General features: G+C 55.3%; 13 protein-coding genes and 1 pseudogene. 6 read left to right on the forward strand and 8 right to left on the reverse strand.

Annotation, left to right across the window (positions count from 1 at the left end):
- The first annotated feature begins 79 nt into the window (after positions 1–79).
- From C1713_RS07350 to C1713_RS07370, 5 genes are all read left to right on the forward strand, one after another.
- A complete protein-coding gene (locus C1713_RS07350) occupies positions 80–961 on the forward strand; it encodes a LysR family transcriptional regulator (RefSeq protein WP_102493486.1) in 882 nt (293 codons plus the stop codon).
- Positions 962–1,036: 75 nt separating this feature from the next.
- Entirely contained in the window at positions 1,037–2,077 is a 1,041-nt protein-coding gene (locus tag C1713_RS07355; RefSeq protein WP_102493487.1) for a macro domain-containing protein, read from the forward strand.
- 108 nt (positions 2,078–2,185) lie between these two features.
- A complete protein-coding gene (locus C1713_RS07360) occupies positions 2,186–2,848 on the forward strand; it encodes a vWA domain-containing protein (RefSeq protein ID WP_102493488.1) in 663 nt (220 codons plus the stop codon).
- A 349-nt stretch (positions 2,849–3,197) separates the two neighbouring features.
- A complete protein-coding gene (locus C1713_RS07365; RefSeq protein ID WP_009753624.1) occupies positions 3,198–3,968 on the forward strand; it encodes a membrane protein in 771 nt (256 codons plus the stop codon).
- A gap of 29 nt (positions 3,969–3,997) precedes the next feature.
- Entirely contained in the window at positions 3,998–4,603 is a 606-nt protein-coding gene (locus C1713_RS07370; RefSeq protein ID WP_102493489.1) for a hypothetical protein, read from the forward strand.
- Positions 4,604–4,645: 42 nt separating this feature from the next.
- On the opposite strand, the gene C1713_RS07375 is transcribed toward C1713_RS07370, so the two are convergent.
- On the reverse strand, positions 4,646–7,702 hold the full coding sequence (locus C1713_RS07375; protein ID WP_102493490.1) for a type I restriction endonuclease subunit R: 3,057 nt from the start codon (positions 7,700–7,702) through the stop codon (positions 4,646–4,648).
- A gap of 230 nt (positions 7,703–7,932) precedes the next feature.
- Between C1713_RS07375 and C1713_RS07380 the strand changes: the two genes are divergently transcribed.
- Positions 7,933–8,283 (forward strand): PBECR2 nuclease fold domain-containing protein, encoded by a 351-nt coding sequence (locus C1713_RS07380; protein ID WP_212669098.1) that lies wholly within the window; start codon positions 7,933–7,935, stop codon positions 8,281–8,283.
- Positions 8,284–8,304: 21 nt separating this feature from the next.
- Here the strand turns inward: C1713_RS07380 and C1713_RS12160 are convergent, their stop codons facing one another.
- From C1713_RS12160 to C1713_RS07420, 7 genes and pseudogenes are all read right to left on the reverse strand, one after another.
- Positions 8,305–9,678 (reverse strand): restriction endonuclease subunit S, encoded by a 1,374-nt coding sequence (locus C1713_RS12160; RefSeq protein ID WP_212669099.1) that lies wholly within the window; start codon positions 9,676–9,678, stop codon positions 8,305–8,307.
- Entirely contained in the window at positions 9,675–11,252 is a 1,578-nt protein-coding gene (locus tag C1713_RS07400; RefSeq protein WP_102493492.1) for a type I restriction-modification system subunit M, read from the reverse strand. Before C1713_RS07400 ends, C1713_RS12160 begins: the two co-directional genes overlap by 4 nt.
- A 30-nt stretch (positions 11,253–11,282) precedes the next feature.
- Positions 11,283–11,441: a HepT-like ribonuclease domain-containing protein gene (locus tag C1713_RS12700; RefSeq protein ID WP_212669100.1), complete on the reverse strand. Its 159-nt coding sequence runs from the start codon at positions 11,439–11,441 to the stop codon at positions 11,283–11,285.
- 15 nt (positions 11,442–11,456) lie between these two features.
- A complete protein-coding gene (locus C1713_RS12705; RefSeq protein WP_212669101.1) occupies positions 11,457–11,654 on the reverse strand; it encodes a HepT-like ribonuclease domain-containing protein in 198 nt (65 codons plus the stop codon).
- Entirely contained in the window at positions 11,644–11,949 is a 306-nt protein-coding gene (locus C1713_RS07410) for a nucleotidyltransferase family protein (protein WP_039981282.1), read from the reverse strand. The genes C1713_RS12705 and C1713_RS07410 overlap by 11 nt, the downstream gene beginning before the upstream one ends.
- A gap of 265 nt (positions 11,950–12,214) precedes the next feature.
- Entirely contained in the window at positions 12,215–15,238 is a 3,024-nt protein-coding gene (locus C1713_RS07415; RefSeq protein ID WP_102493493.1) for an efflux RND transporter permease subunit, read from the reverse strand.
- Positions 15,235–15,538, reverse strand: a pseudogene (locus tag C1713_RS07420) (efflux RND transporter periplasmic adaptor subunit); the annotation flags it as partial. The pseudogene C1713_RS07420 and the gene C1713_RS07415, both read right to left, overlap by 4 nt.

Here is a 15,538-nt window from a genome sequence, read left to right on the forward strand (position 1 = left end):
TGGTATCATAGATGACGAATGCAGTAAAATTGAAATCTATAAAAACATTCATCGAAAAAATCGATTAGGAGACTCATCCATGGAACTGCGCAATATCAAAACATTCATCCATGCGGCGGAAACAGAAAGCTTTACAGCGGCAGCTCTGCGGGAGGGGTATGCACAGTCTACTGTAACTCAGCAAATCCAGACGTTGGAGCGGGAGTTGGGTGCACAGCTGTTCATTCGTTCCGGGCGGCGTGTCAGCTTGTCGAGCGCAGGACGGGAGCTCCTGCGTTGTGCGCGACGCATGACGGCACTAGAGCAGGAGACACTCGCGAAGTTTCACGGCACGGCAGAACCAGCGGGGATTTTTTTCATCGGCATTATCGAGACATTGGCAACGTCACGCTATATGACACAAATTGCGGAATTCATGAGGCTTTATCCTAAGGTGCAGTTGCATGTGTGCGTGGACACAGCACCACGTTTGCGGCGGGCACTGGTACAGGGCAGCGTAGATCTCGTCATCCTATTGGATCGCATGAATGAAAATTCACAGCTACGTATCTTGCATCGATGCTGTTCAGAGGTGCAGTTCATTGCTGCATTGCACTCCGCCTATGCCGGACATCCGATCCAACTGGAGGAACTGGTGAGTGCCCCTTGGATTCTGACAGAGCGCGGGACGAACTATCGAAAAAAACTCGAGGATGATCTAGCGGAACGCCAACTTGTATTGAATGAACGCATGGAGATCGGCACGAGTAAGACCATCGTCGACTTTGTGGCGGCGGGGCTGGGGCTCTCCCTACTGCCCGCCGTCACGGTCGCCGATGCTGTACGCGGTGGCCGTCTCGCTATCCTCAACGTGACAGACTATCAAATCCGTATGGATCTGCAGATCCTGGCTGCTGATGGACGTTGGCTGCCGCCGCCGCTTGCTCTCCTCGCCGCAGATGTCGCGGCGGGATGGTCATGAAGGCGCGCACATCAGAGTAAGAAACGATGATCGCAAGGAGATAATTGTCAAAATTATGTAAGGAGGTTCGATATCATGCCGTTTGCGATTGTACGCAACGATATCACAAAGATGCAGGTGGACGCCATTGTCAATTCTGCGAACCCCCGTGCCATTGTGGGCGGCGGTGTGGATCGCGCCATCCATCAGGCGGCGGGAGCGGAACTCCTAACCGCGCGCAGGAAGATCGGCAATATTGCCGCGGGTACGGCTGCTGTTACGCCTGCGTACCGCCTCCATGCCCGTTATGTCATCCATACGGTGGGGCCGGTCTGGCAGGACGGCAGTCATGGGGAACGCGAACTTCTCAGCCGTGCGTATCAAAACTCCCTGCGGCTGGCGGCAGAACGCGACTGCTCCTCCATTGCTTTCCCTCTCCTGTCCGCGGGCGTGTTTGGCTGTCCTTCTGAGATCGCGATTGCTGCAGCAGTGCAGGCCATTCGTGATTTCCTGCAGGAACATGACATGGACGTCTATCTGGTGGTGTTCGACCGAAAGAGCTTTAAGATCTCAGACACGCTCTTTGACGACGTGCAGAGCTATCTCGACGAAAGATATGTCGCGGAACTGCTGGATGAGGAATATCGCGGCGATGATCGCGACCGTCGGATCACGGTCTGTCACGAGACGGCATATTTGGATGCTGCGGAGGCCTGCGTGAGAGAAGCTGCGCCGACGCCTGCGGCGAAGGATGCTGATGCGGGCGCCGGTTCGTTGGAGAATTTACTGGACGAAATCGACGATACATTTTCTGAGACGCTGCTTCGGCTCATTGACCGCAAGGGGAAGAGTGATCCGGAGATATACAAACGGGCAAACGTGGATCGCAAGCATTTCTCAAAGATCCGCAACAATCCTGCCTACCAGCCCAGCAAGAATACAGCCCTGACCTTCGCCGTGGCGTTGGAACTCGATCTCGATGAGACGCGTGATTTTATCGGACGCGCGGGATATGCGCTCTCCCGCAGTTCTAAGATGGACGTCATTGTGGAGTATTTTATCGAGCGAAAGGAGTACGATATCTTCACCATCAACGAGACACTCTTTGCGTTTCAACAGCCCTTGCTTGGCTGCTGAGGGTTGCTCGGGTAAATTTAGTGTTTCTCTAGATGTCGCCTGACAGGCGACCTTGTGCCTTCGCATTTTTGCTAGAATGTAGTCAGCTAAAAGAAGGAGGCGCTTATCATGAAGAAGGGTTTAACAGAGATCGTGTTCATTCTGGATCGGAGCGGTTCGATGGGTGGCTTGGAGGCGGACACCATCGGCGGGTTCAACGGACTCATCAAAAAGCAGCGTAAGGAGAGCGATGAGGCACTTGTCTCCACTGTGCTGTTCGACGATGTGTGCGAGGTGCTCCATGACCGCGTGCCGATGGAGCAGGTGGAGGAAATGACCGCGGACACCTACTTTGCCCGGGGGTGTACGGCGCTCCTCGATGCCGTGGGCGGTGCAATCCATCACATCGGCAACATTCACAAATACGCCCGCGACGAGGACCGGCCGGAGAAGACGCTCTTTATCATCACCACGGACGGCATGGAGAATGCCAGTCGCCGCTATACCTATGACAAGGTGAAGCAGATGGTCGAGCGACAAAAGGCAAAATACGGCTGGGAGTTCCTCTTCCTCGGGGCGAACATGGACGCCATCGCGGCGGCGGGCGATATCGGCATCTGCGCGGATCGTGCGGTCACCTACCAAAGTGACCAACAGGGGACAGCACTCAACTACGAGGTCTTGCAGGAAGCCATACACCACGTGCGGACCTGTGCCGCGCCGCTGACGGGCACGTGGAAAGACCGCATTGATGCGGACATGCGTCACAGAGAAAAACGCTGGAGCCTTTGAGTGAATGCCTTCGGGCAGAAATAAGGGGCATTGTACGAAGTTCTGGCTTCGTACGACGCCCCGTTTTTCATGTGTATGTGGTGCTTTTACAGATGACTTTTGGGCTTATCCTGCGGTGGAAGAATTTGCTGAATAGCTTTGCAGAAGCCTCTGTATTCCTGATCAAGAGCATGTTGATTCTCTAATTTCACTTTATTTGTGCTATAATAATGTATATATTCTGTGGGATTGCTCGGTCGGTCTTCTCCTCATTCCAAGTCAGGGATACGGCAAGGTCGCGCCGATCCAACTGGAAAACAAGTAATATGAACGTACGCCTACCATACGATAAAGAGAAAGGAGATTCCCCATGAATGCAGTTCGACAAGCCCTCTACGCCTCGCTTCTCGTCGCTATTCTCCTGATCGGACTTTCTGAGACGCAGCCTGTATATGCGGCGCGGATGGAGCAGCAATATGTAACATCTGTGTTGAAACTGATGGAGGGCGATTGGTATGATACTTCCGGCGCTTGTATCCTCCAAATTAAAGGCGGGTATATCAACGGATGTCAAGTCCTTGCCGCATACGACTTTGCAGGAAGCAAACCAAATGGTACCGGGCGCTTTGAGATTCTGGAGCGTACGGGACCGCGCAATCTATACCTCACTTGGGATATCCGTCACTCGGACAAGGACAGCGTCAAGCTGAATGATCGTCAGATGCTGCATCGAACAGCAAAGCCGTCCTTCAATGAATCAGTTGCAGGCATCCACCTCGGCATGACCTCAGGAGAAGTGCTCGCCGTGCTTGGCTCACCCACACAAGCAGGGAATCTGAGCCCCTATGTAAATACGTACGGTTGGTACTACTCCGACCGCCGCATCGCTATTACGTTCGATGCAGATACCGTTGACCGTATCCTGCTGTTCAAAGGGAGCAGCGCGGTTCTGGAACGCTCCGGACTAAACTGTGAAAATACACCGTATGAGTTTGCACAGGCATACCACATGAAGCGTGTTCCCGTGATCAACTATGACGCGCATTATTCCAGCAGCGGGATTTACTCCATCGGCGCTGACGAGTATCTTGCATTCGGCAACCGCATGGACTACATCATGCTAACCAAATATATGACCTAAGGAATTTTTCAAATTCAGGAGGTGCTTGTATGGACCAAATAAAACAGTTCATTATGGACAACCATATTCAAATGGTAAAGGATAAGGATCCTTTACTCAAGAATGGATTTTCTCCCTACAAGTGGCCAGCTCCTGTCATCCAACAACCAAACCATTTGAAGGAATACGTTCAGTTGCTCGGAATCTTTGATGCCGTGATACAAGAGGTCGCTGTGGTAGAGTATCCTTGTATGTTTGGCCCTCCTTCGATATGGGAAAACGCATGGTCATTTGAGCTTTGCAATCCGATCGTTCTGATAACCACACACGGAAAGTTTGAAATCGAGTATACTGAATCAAGTTCTGTTCGCATATCCAAAGACTGCATTCCGGAAAAATTTTACTGCAATCCCGAGGAGTTAGCTCGCTTTCATCTGCAAGACCTATTGTCCCATTTGATTGGCGAAAAAATAACGGGCATCACGGTACACGAGCAGACCTTCAATGCAGCAGACTTTGATTTTACAGGATCCTGCGGGATTGATCTTCCAGACGATTTGCCTTCGTATATCAAGGAAATGCAGCTTCGTCTCGAAAGTGGACGCCTGCTCTCGTTCTCCAGTGATTTTGACTGGGGAATCATCTCCCTGATATAGCAGAGAATGGGCCCTCCTCCCATTCGCCAGCAGTCCCTTTTTCTACGCCTCCACAACCCCCATGAACTTGTCGAAGAACGCCTTGAGCTTCTCAATGACACTGCGCTTCTTTGCGGCGCGTCCGCCGCCAAAACGGCGTACGGGTGGGAGGATAGCGTCGAGGGCGGTGCCCGTTGTCTTGAGCCGTCCGTCGCGGAAGGTGCTCGCGACGAATTTCTCCGTCTCGGCGGGTTTCAGGTTCTCCTCCGCAACAATGGAGGCGAGTTCCTTTTCCTTCTCCTCCGCGACGTATTTGCGCCAGTCCTCCATCACCTTGGTATCCGTATTGACGGTCGCGAGGAAGCCGTCGATCAGCTCCTTCTTGCTCCTGAGCTCGGGGCTCGATCCGACGGCGCGGTCAATCGCGCCGATGATGCTCTTATCCGCGCCGTTCGACGCGTGATACTTCTCCACGAGCATGAGGATGTAGTCGATGTTAATATCCACCTGACGAATGAGCTCCAGCTCGAACACGACATCGTCGTTGATGTTCTCCTTCTCCGTATTCCCCTGCCCCGTCAGCAGACGGTGTATATCGAGATAGACGCTCTGGTAGTCCTGCAGATCGCGCGGCGGCAGCAGAGGATCGTCCTCCGCAAAGTCGTCAAACGCCGTGAGGATGTTCCGCAGGCGCAGGATGCTGCCGAAGATCCGCACAAAGTCTTTCTGTGCCGCCTCGCCTAAGACCTGCTCACCGACGGCGAACTTCGCACGCAGCTCTGCGATGAGCTCCGCATAGCCCTTGTGGTGCTGCCCCTTTTCATCGTCATAGCCATCGTAGTAGTCACGGAAGCCGCGCAGAAGAACGACACTTTCGGCATTCTCATCGCCAAAGAGCGAGATCGCATCATCCGTCGCCTTCGCGAGATTGCGGAACGCGACAATATTGCCGAATGTTTTGACGGAGTTCAGGATCCGATTCGTCCGCGAGAACGCCTGAATCAGCCCGTGGTATTTCAGATTCTTGTCCACCCAGAGCGTATTGAGCGTCGTCGCGTCAAAGCCCGTGAGGAACATATTCACCACGATGAGGAGATCGATCTCGCGCTTCTTCATCCGCTGCGACAGATCCTTGTAGTAGTTCTGGAACGAATCCCCGTCCGTCGAGAAATTCGTGTGAAAGTGCGCGTTGTAGTCCGCAATCGCATGCGCAAGAAAGTCGCGGCTCGTCGGGTTGAGGCTCGCCGTATCAAAGTCCTCATCGGGCAGTGCATCCTCGGGATCGTCCTCGTTCGCCGCATAGCTAAAGATGGTCGCAATCGTGAGGTCGCGCCCCGCCGCGCTCAGCTGACGGTGAAACTCCTCATAGTACGCCATGCAGGCGGGAATCGACGCGACGGCAAACATCGAGTTAAAGCCGAGCACACGCTGACCCTTCAGCGAATACGCCTTGCTCCGCATCGTCTTCTGATCGAAATGCGCGAGGATATACTTCGTCACCTCACGGATGCGCTCGGGTGCAGCGAGTGCCTTTTCCCGATCAATCGCGCGCACCTCCTTGTCATCGACCGCCTCCTTGCTCTTGATCGTATTGATGTAGTCGATGCGGAACGGCAGGACATTCCCGTCATTGATCGCATTCACAATCGTATAGGTGTGCAGCTTGTCCCCGAAGAGCTGCGGCGTCGTCCGCGCCGAGGGACGCCCCGCACCTGCCGCATTCGGCGCAAAGATCGGCGTCCCCGTAAAGCCGAAGACGTGGTACTTCTTGAACGCCTTGGTGATCGCCGTGTGCATCTCCCCGAACTGCGAGCGGTGGCACTCATCGAAAATTAACACCACATGCTTGCCATAGATCGGGTGCGTCCTGTTCTGCCGGATAAAATTCGACAGCTTCTGGATCGTCGTCACTACAATGCGTGCGGCATCGTCCGCCAGCTGGCGCGCGAGCACCGCCGTCGACGTATTGCCGTTCGCCGCGCCCTTCTCGAAGCGGTCGTACTCCTTCATCGTCTGGTAGTCGAGATCCTTGCGGTCGACCACGAAGAGCACCTTCTCGATCTCAGGCATCGCCGCAGCGAGCTGCGCTGTCTTGAACGAGGTCAGCGTCTTGCCCGAGCCCGTCGTGTGCCAGATATAGCCGCCGCCCTCGATGCGCCCCCACGTCTTGTAGTTCGACGAAATCTTGATCCGGGCGAGAATCCGCTCCGTCGCCGCGATCTGATACGGGCGCATGATCATCAGCACTTCTTCCGTCGTGAAAATGCAGTAGCGCGTCAGGAGCGCGAGCAGCGTGTGGCGTGCGAGGAACGTCCGCCCGAAATCCATCAGATCGGTGATGAGACGGTTGCCCGCATCCGCCCAATAGGACGTAAACTCAAAGCTGTTGCTCGTCTTTTTGCTCGCCTTGCGCCCCGCCGCATCCATCTCACGGATATGGCTCTCGCGCGTCGTATTGGAATAGTACTTCGTATTCGTCCCGTTCGAGATCACAAAAATCTGGACGTACTCATAGAGCCCTGTGCCCGCCCAGAACGAATCCCGCTGATAGCGTTTGATCTGGTTGAACGCCTGACGGATCTCCACGCCGCGCCGTTTCAGCTCCAGATGCACGAGCGGCAGCCCGTTCACGAGGATCGTCACGTCATAGCGATTCGTGTGTGCCGCCGCATTCTCCCCCACGCCCGCGCCGCCCTCCACCGCATACTGATGGATCACCTGCAGTCGGTTGTTGTGGATATGATCCTTGTCAATCAGACGTATATTTTTCGTCGTGCCATCGTCACGTTTTAGATTCTGAATATAGTCCGTCTGGATACGGCGCGTCTTCGCTGCGATACCGTCACTCGCGGGTGCGATGGACGTTTTGAAGAACCGTTCCCACTCCGCATCTGTAAAGTCATAGCCATTCAGCGCCGCGAGCTGCGTGCGGAGATTGGCGATCAGCTCCGCCTCATCGTGAATGGGGAGATACGCATAGCCCTCCTCCTCCAGCAGACGGATGAGCGCCCGCTCCAGTGCCGCCTCCGACTGGTACGAGCCGTACGGCGCACGCTCCTCCCGCACATACTGTGCGAGTACCGTACTCTCCTCCGCACTCGCGATGAGATTGTAGTACATGATGTCCCTCGTTTCTTTCTCTGTGGATGTGCGCCCGAAACACCCCGCACCCACTTGTCTAAAATACTTTACAAAAAAATAATTTTACGCTATAGTGTAGATAACTTCTCCCCCATGTCTCTGCCATCCCATGGATGATATGCACACTTGGGGGCGTTTTGTTTCAATCAAAACCACAGGAAGGTGGTTTTTACTTGTTATATCTCGGGGAAATTGACAAAACCATATTTATGTCAATTACAACAGATTTATTGACAACAGAGGTAATTCTATCTGATACACAGATCAAACATATCCAATCACATCACCCAAATATTTTTGAAAGATACTGCACATATCTAACTCAGATGATTGAGTTTCCGGATTACGTTATTGAAGCAAATCTTCCAAACACAGCTCTGATTCTAAAGAGTTTTTACGAATATGGCGAACAGTTCAAGCTAGTTCTTCGCCTCCAAACCTCTAACGATCCCAATCATTATAAAAACTCTGTCATAACGTTCATGAAGATTGATGAAAAAGAATGGAATCGTTTGCTTCGCAATAAAAAAGTTCTTTACAAGTCGAAGAATATCGGCTAAACTAAAGCTAACAACAGGCAGTTATTTGAGGTGGTAAATTTCGTCCGAACCACACGCCGACGGTATGACAGGGGAAACCCGAGAGATGCAGGAGACGCGGACGCCTGCCAAATAATTGTCTGTCACTGAGGGGAGCGCGCGCAGAGATGCGAGCGCTTCTTTTTTATGCGTCCTTCCGTGGGAAGGTGAGGAGCTTTTCGCGATAGTATTCGTACTGCTTTTTGCGGGCGGCGATCTCGGCGGGCAGCCCCTGCGTGAGGTCATGGCAGAGCGTATCGAAGCGGTCGAGGATGGAGACGATTTTTGCCTGCGTTTCGAGCGGTGGGATGGGGAAGGAAAAATCTTTAGTTTCCCAGTTGTAATAATTGGCATTCCGCCGCTCTGATTCGCATTCTTCTTACACCATTCTGCGAATACATGAAAATAATAAAATGCAAATTTTACATCAAGTACATCCTCAAATTCCTTCTTTATTGCAAAATTTGTCATTTGCTGATTGGATAAAGATGGAGTCATAAGTAGAGCATATTCTCCGATTGTCGCGGTCGTTGACATTAAAAGTGATTTTGTTGGGTATAGATTTCCCTTTACGCCAGAAGAATGTACATGTTGGATTGCGTCATAAAGTATTCTCCCCTGTGTACGAATGTCCTCCAATCGATACCAAGGGATTGTCCCATTTTCCCAATAAGTATCTTCTTTTTTTGAAGGAGTATATCCATTTTGAATATTGAATATGTCTCCTACCATATAATGCGGAGTCTCAGCAACAGAAGAAGCTGTATCATCCACATCATCCCGCGAAAAGTTCAAAAGACTGTCACGATAGAAAGAATACTGCTTTTTTCGCAACTGAAGCTCCGCTGTTAGCTCCGCTGTTAGCTCTGTAAAATTGTCTAACAATTTTACGATTTCATTTTGGATGGCAAGCGGTGGGACGGGTATTGCGTAATTCATCACTGCCTTTTTATCACCACGTGGCATTTTTGCGCCTTTTGCATATTTCATATCGTACATAAAAAACTGTTCCGATGACAATATGTAAAAAAGATACTGTGGCGAGACATACATTTTATCAACAATACGTATCGTCAGTACATCTCCATTCGTTCCTCCATTACAGTCTGCCAACCAAGCCTTTTTTAGGTAGGGTCTTATATTGCCGATAAGAATATCCTCTGGATAAAAGGAAATCACAAAATCAACCTCAGGTAGTGTTACGGACATTTCACGTCCTTCTGTATTTTGTCGCAAATGTTCAACACCGACATAATTGCGGGCGTCAATATCACTGATCTTAATACGGTCTTTTGCGTAATGTGCAATCTCCCCCAGTTTCTTATACTCCACCCCATCGGGACAGAGTTCCTTTATCATCTCACTCAGTTTGCTCATCCTGCTGTCCCCTCCTCTCCCTCGATCTCGGCGACGATGCGGTCGATCTCCGTGCGCAGGACTGCCTCACGCGCGACGATCTCACGGAGCTCTGCGTTGAGCTGTGTGATGTCGATGATCTCGCGCGTGTCCTCCGGCTCGACGTAGGTGCTGACGGAGAGGTTATAGTCCTCGGCGGCGATGTCCGCGCCCGTGACGACGTGAACGATATGGGGGACATCTGCACGCTCTGTGTAGAGCCGCAGGATGTTCTCGATGTTCTCCGGTGTGAGTTTGTTGCTGTTCGTGACCTTGACACATTCCTTCGATGCGTCGATAAAGACAGTCGTCGTATCTGGTTTGGATTTCTTAAGCACCATAATGCAGGTCGCAATGCTCGTACCGAAAAAGAGATTTTCCGGCAGCTGAATCACGGCATCGACGTAGTTGCTGTCCACGAGGTACTGACGAATCTTCTGCTCCGCGCCGCCGCGGTACATGATGCCCGGGAAACAGACAATCGCTGCCGTGCCGCTCGCCGCGAGCCACGCTAGGGAGTGCAGGATAAAGGCGAAGTCCGACTTGCTCGTCGGGGCGAGGACGCCTGCGGGCGCATAGCGCGGGTCATTGATGAGCAGAGGGTTGTCTTTCCCCGCCCATTTCTTGGAGTACGGCGGGTTGGAGACGATCGCCTCGAACGGCTCATCGTCCCAGTGGTGGGGGTTGATGAGTGTGTCCCCATGCGCAATGTCGAAGTCGTCGAAGTTGATGTCGTGCAGGAACATGTTGATGCGGCAGAGGTTGTACGCTGTGATGTTCTCGTCCTGCCCGTAGAATCCGTTGCGGACGTTCTCCCTGCCGATGACCTTGGCGAATTTCAGCAGGAGTGAGCCGCTGCCGCAGGCGGGGTCATAGACCTTGTTCACCTGCGTTTTCCCAATGACGGTGAGGCGCGTGAGGAGCTCGGAGACCTCCTGCGGGGTGTAGTACTCGCCGCCGCTCTTGCCCGCGTTCGAGGCGTACATCCGCATGAGGTATTCGTACGCGTCGCCGAATGCGTCGATGGTGTTGTCCTGATAGTGTCCGAGGCGCATCGCGCCGACGCCGCTGAGGAGTTTTGTCAGCTTGGCGTTGCGCTCCTTGACGGTCGCGCCGAGCTTGCTGCTGTTCACGTCGAATTCGTCAAAGAGTCCCGTGAGGTCGTCCTGACTGGGCGTGCCCGTCGCCGAGCTCTCGATGTGACGAAAGACCTGCTCGAGTGTCTCGTTGAGGCTCTCGTTGGTCTCCGCCCGTGCGAGGACGTTCTGAAAGAGCTCGCTCGGCGGGATGAAGAAGCCGAGGATCTGGACGATGTTGTCCTTCTCCGCCATTGCCTCATCATCGGGCAGGGCGGCATAGTCAAAGTCTGTATCCCCCGCCTCGCGCTCCTCCGCGTTGAGGTAGTCAGTCAGTTTCTCCGAGATATAGCGGTAGAAGAGCGTGCCGAGGACGTACTGTTTGAAGTCCCAGCCGTCCACACTGCCGCGCAGGTCGTTCGCGATCTGCCAGATGGCGCGGTGCAGCTCCGCCCGCTCTACTTCTTTCTTGTTGTCCATGGTCTTTCCTCCGTCGACAGAATCGCGTCGTTATAAGTGAGGGCATCCGCCCGTATCATGATCCATTTTCGCGAAATGCTTTTTTATACAGATCAATGAGTTTCTCAGTTCCGGCATATCATCGGCAATGATCTCCCAAATCAACCGCAGGTTCACGCCCTCGTAGTCGTGGACGATGCGATTTCGCAAGCCGTAGATTTGCGCTCATGCCACCTGCGCGTTCTCCTGCTTGAATGACTGGCCCAGCCTCGCCGTCAATTCTCCGATCTGACCGAGATTGAACACACAGGCCTCAACGAGCATATCGTTCACGCGAAATTCCTCATAAGACATGCCTTCGCAGTATGCACATATCTTGTCGGTATAACGGAGCATTTTGTCAATGATGACCTTATCGCGCATAAATCTGAATCCCCGTTTGTCGAATTTCCTCAGCGAGGCGAGACTTCGGCTCGATATGAGTGATATCGAACACATCCATGTCCTTATCATCCAGTGCCTCACGCAGATCCTCAACAAGCCCCATGAATTGCAGCCCACGGAGATTGCTGTCAACGAGCAAGTCCACATCGCTGTTTTTCGTCGCCGTCCCCTTGCCGTAGGAGCCAAAGAGTATTGCCTGCCGAATCTGATGCTCTGCCAGAATCGGCTGCAGGCGTTGTTTTATCTCGTCACACGTAAATATTGTCTCTGACATGTCAAATCCTCCGATGTCCCAATAGCAACAATATCTTTTTTATCATTCGCCACGGATGAATCGTTGTCCTGCTTTTATGCAGGAACATACGTGGAGTTTGTATTTGGTGTTTCACAGACATCGAGATGTCGCTCATGGCGCCCGCTCCGTCACGCTAACGCATGCCCCTCTCCCGCTGCGGCGGGGGGCTTAGCGCAGCGGGAGAAGCGCAAAAAAACTGCCGCACGAGGATGTCTCGTACGGCAGTTTATTTTCGTTGATGGAATTATTTGATCCGATACGCCGCGGCGTACATGACGGGGAGGACGAGGAGGGTCAGGACGGTGGCGACGATGAGGCCGCCCGCGATAGCGACAGCCATCGGCCCCCAGAAGATGTTGAACATGAGCGGCAGCATGCCGAGGATGGCAGCGGCTGCCGTGAGCATGATGGGGCGGAATCGCAGAACGGCGGAGTCGATGATAGCGTCCATGGGCTTCTCGCCTGCCTCCTCATGTTTCTTGATCTGGTCGATGAGGATGACGGAGTTGCGGATGATCATGCCGAAGAGGGCGAGTACGCCGAGGTAGGCGACGAAGCCCATCGCGGAGTCCGTGAGGAGCATGGCAATGACGACGCCGATGAGGCCGAGCGGTGCGGTGAGGAGGGTGAGTGCCATCTTGCCCATGCTGCCGACTTGGAACATGAGCAGGGTCATGATGATGAAGATCATGGCGGGGACGGGTTTTACGAGGTAGTTCATGGAGTCGTCAGCGTCCGCGAGCGCGCCCGACGGGACGATAGTGGTGCCGGCGGGGAGGTTCTCGCGCAGTTCCTCGGTCGCATCGTAGATGCGCAGGGCGACGTCGTTGCCCTCGCCCTGTGTGACGTCCGCCTCGACCATGATGGACGGGAGGAGGTTATGCCGCTTGATGAGCCCATCCTCCGCCTCGTAGGAGAGGCGCGCGATCTGGTCGAGCGGGATGCTCCCGCTGCGCGTGGGGATGGGGAGTGCACCGAGCTGTCCGAGGTCTGTGCGGTCTGCCTCGGTGAGCCGCAGGACGATGCCGAGGGTGCGGTCGCCCGTGTAGAACTCCGCTGCCTTTGCGCCCGAGATCTCGGTGTAGAGCATCTGCTTGACATCCTTGGCGCTGAGTCCGTAGCGTTTCAGCTTGTCCTTGTCGAGGTCGACGCGGATGCCCTTTGCCTTTTCGGTCCAGTCGAGATGGACGTTGTCGGTCGCAGGGTCGGCGGCCGCAATGGCGCTGACCTGCTCGGCGACGCGGCGCACCTCGTCGGTGGTCGGTGCCGAGACGCGCAGCATGACGGGGTAGTCCGCCGGCGGGCCGGTCTGGATGTACTGTGTCGCGACGCGCGCGCCCGTCAGCTCGTCGTCGGCGGCGTCACGGATGATGGCAGCGAGTGCCTCGCGCTCCTCCGTGCCCTTTGCTGTGATGACGAACTGGGCGCGGTTCTCCGCGTCCGCCTTCGGGTTGACGGTGAGGACGAAGCGCGGTGTAGACTGTCCGATGTAGGCGACGTAGTTCTCGATTTTGTCGCTGTTTTCGTCCAGTATGGCGGTGAGGCGATCCGCCTCTGCCTGTGTGGACGCGAGCGAGGAGCCCTGCTGGAGGGTGAGGCTGACGAGCAGCTCGGGGCGCAGCGAGGGCGGGAAAAAGGTCTGTTTGATGTGCGGGAAGGCGGCAAGGCTCACGAAGAAGACAAGGGCCGTGCTGACGAGGACGACGGCACGATGTGCGAGGAAGAAGGTGAGCACGCGCCGAAAGAACCGATAGAACGGCGTTGCGTACGGGTCGTGCTCCGCGTCCCCCTCGATGCGAATGAGATGGTAGCCGAAGAGCGGCGCGACCATGATGGAAACGATCCAGCTAAGGAGGAGTGCGATGCCGATGACGGGGAAGAGGGCGGCGCAGAACTCGCTTGCCATGCCCTTGGAGAAGGCGACGGGGATGAAGCCCGCGCAGGTGATGAGGGTGCCTGTGAGCATGGGTTTTGCCGTCTGGGTAAAGGCGTGGCAGGCGGCGTCAAAGCGGGTCTTGCCGCGCTCGAGCTGGACGCTCATCATCTCGACGGCGATGATGGCGTCGTCGACGAGCAGTCCGAGGGCGATGATGAGTGCGCCGAGGGAGACCTTGTGCAGGTCGATGCCGAGGGCGTACATGCAGACGAATGTGCCTGCGAGGACGAGTGGGATGCAGCACGCGACAACGAGCCCGGTGCGCAGTCCGAGCGAGAGAAAGCTGACGGCGAGGACGATGACGATGGCGAGGGCCAGCGTCTCGACAAAGTCGTGGATGGAGTGCTGTACGACGGCGGGCTGGTTCGATACCTCGTGCAGCTCCATGCCGAGCGGGAGGTCCTCTCGGAGCTGCGCGGTGAGTTTTTTGAGGTCTTCGCCGAGCGCGAGGATGTTGCCGCCGTCCTCCATGGAGACGGCGATGCCAACGGCGGGTGCGCCGTTATACTGCATTTTCGGATCGGCGGGGTCAATCGGGCGACGCGAGATGTCCGCAATGTCGCCGAGGCGGAATACGCGTCCGTCCGCCGCGATGGGGAGGGCGCGGATGTCGTCGAGGCTGTCAAAGACGCCCGAGACGCGCAGGTTCACACTGCCATCCACGGTCTCAATCGAGCCACCCGGGAGGACGGTGTCCTGTGTGCGCAGGGCCTCCGTGATGGCCGTGGGCGGGATGCCGAGGGAGGCGAGGCGGTCGCGTGCGATCTCGACGTAGACGCGCTCGCGCTGGACGCCGACCAGCTCGACTTTCTGTACGCTCGGGACGGAGAGGATGCGGCGGCGCACGTTCTCTGCGGCGGCGCGCAGCTCCTCGTCCGTGTAGTCCTCGCCCGTGACGGCGTAGATGGAGCCGTATACGTCGTCAAAGCGGTCGTTGTAGAATGGACCGATGACGCCGTCCGGCAGCTCACTCTTTACATCCTCGCCGAAGTTGCGCACGTCGCGCCACGTCGGGCGGATGAGCTTTGCGTCGACGTCGTCGCGCAGGTCGACGTAGATGATGGTCTGTCCTGCACGCGTCTCGCTCGTGATCTCCTTTAGTCCCGGGGTGTCTTGGAACCGCCGCTCGAGTTTGTCCGTGACCTGCTCCTGCATATCCTCTGCTGTCGCGCCGGGCCATACGGCGGTGATGACCATCTGGCGGATGATGAAGGAGGGATCCTCCATGCGTCCGAGGGACTCGTAGGCAAGGATGCCGCCGACGGCAAAGACGATGATGAAGTACCAGACGATGGAGCGGTGGCGCAGAGAGAGCTCGGTGAGGTTTCTCATTTCGTGCGCACCTTCTCTCCGTCATGGAGGCGGTGGACACCCGCCGTCACGACGACGGCGTTCTGCGGGAGCCCTGTGACGACGACGTCCCGCTCGCGGAATGCGGTCACGGTGACAGAGTGAAGGTGTACGACGCCGTCCTCGACGACGTAGACCTGTGCCTCGTCACCCGTCTGATGGATGGCAGAGAGCGGGAGAACCGCGCCGCTCTCCGCCGGTGTGCCGAGGCGTACGCGTGCCGTCATGCCGAGCGGCAGGTCGGCGGGCGCGTCCGCGAGGGCAATGCGCACGGTGTACGTG

This window comes from Centipeda felix (genome assembly GCF_900186465.1).
Lineage (GTDB): Bacteria > Bacillota > Negativicutes > Selenomonadales > Selenomonadaceae > Centipeda > Centipeda felix.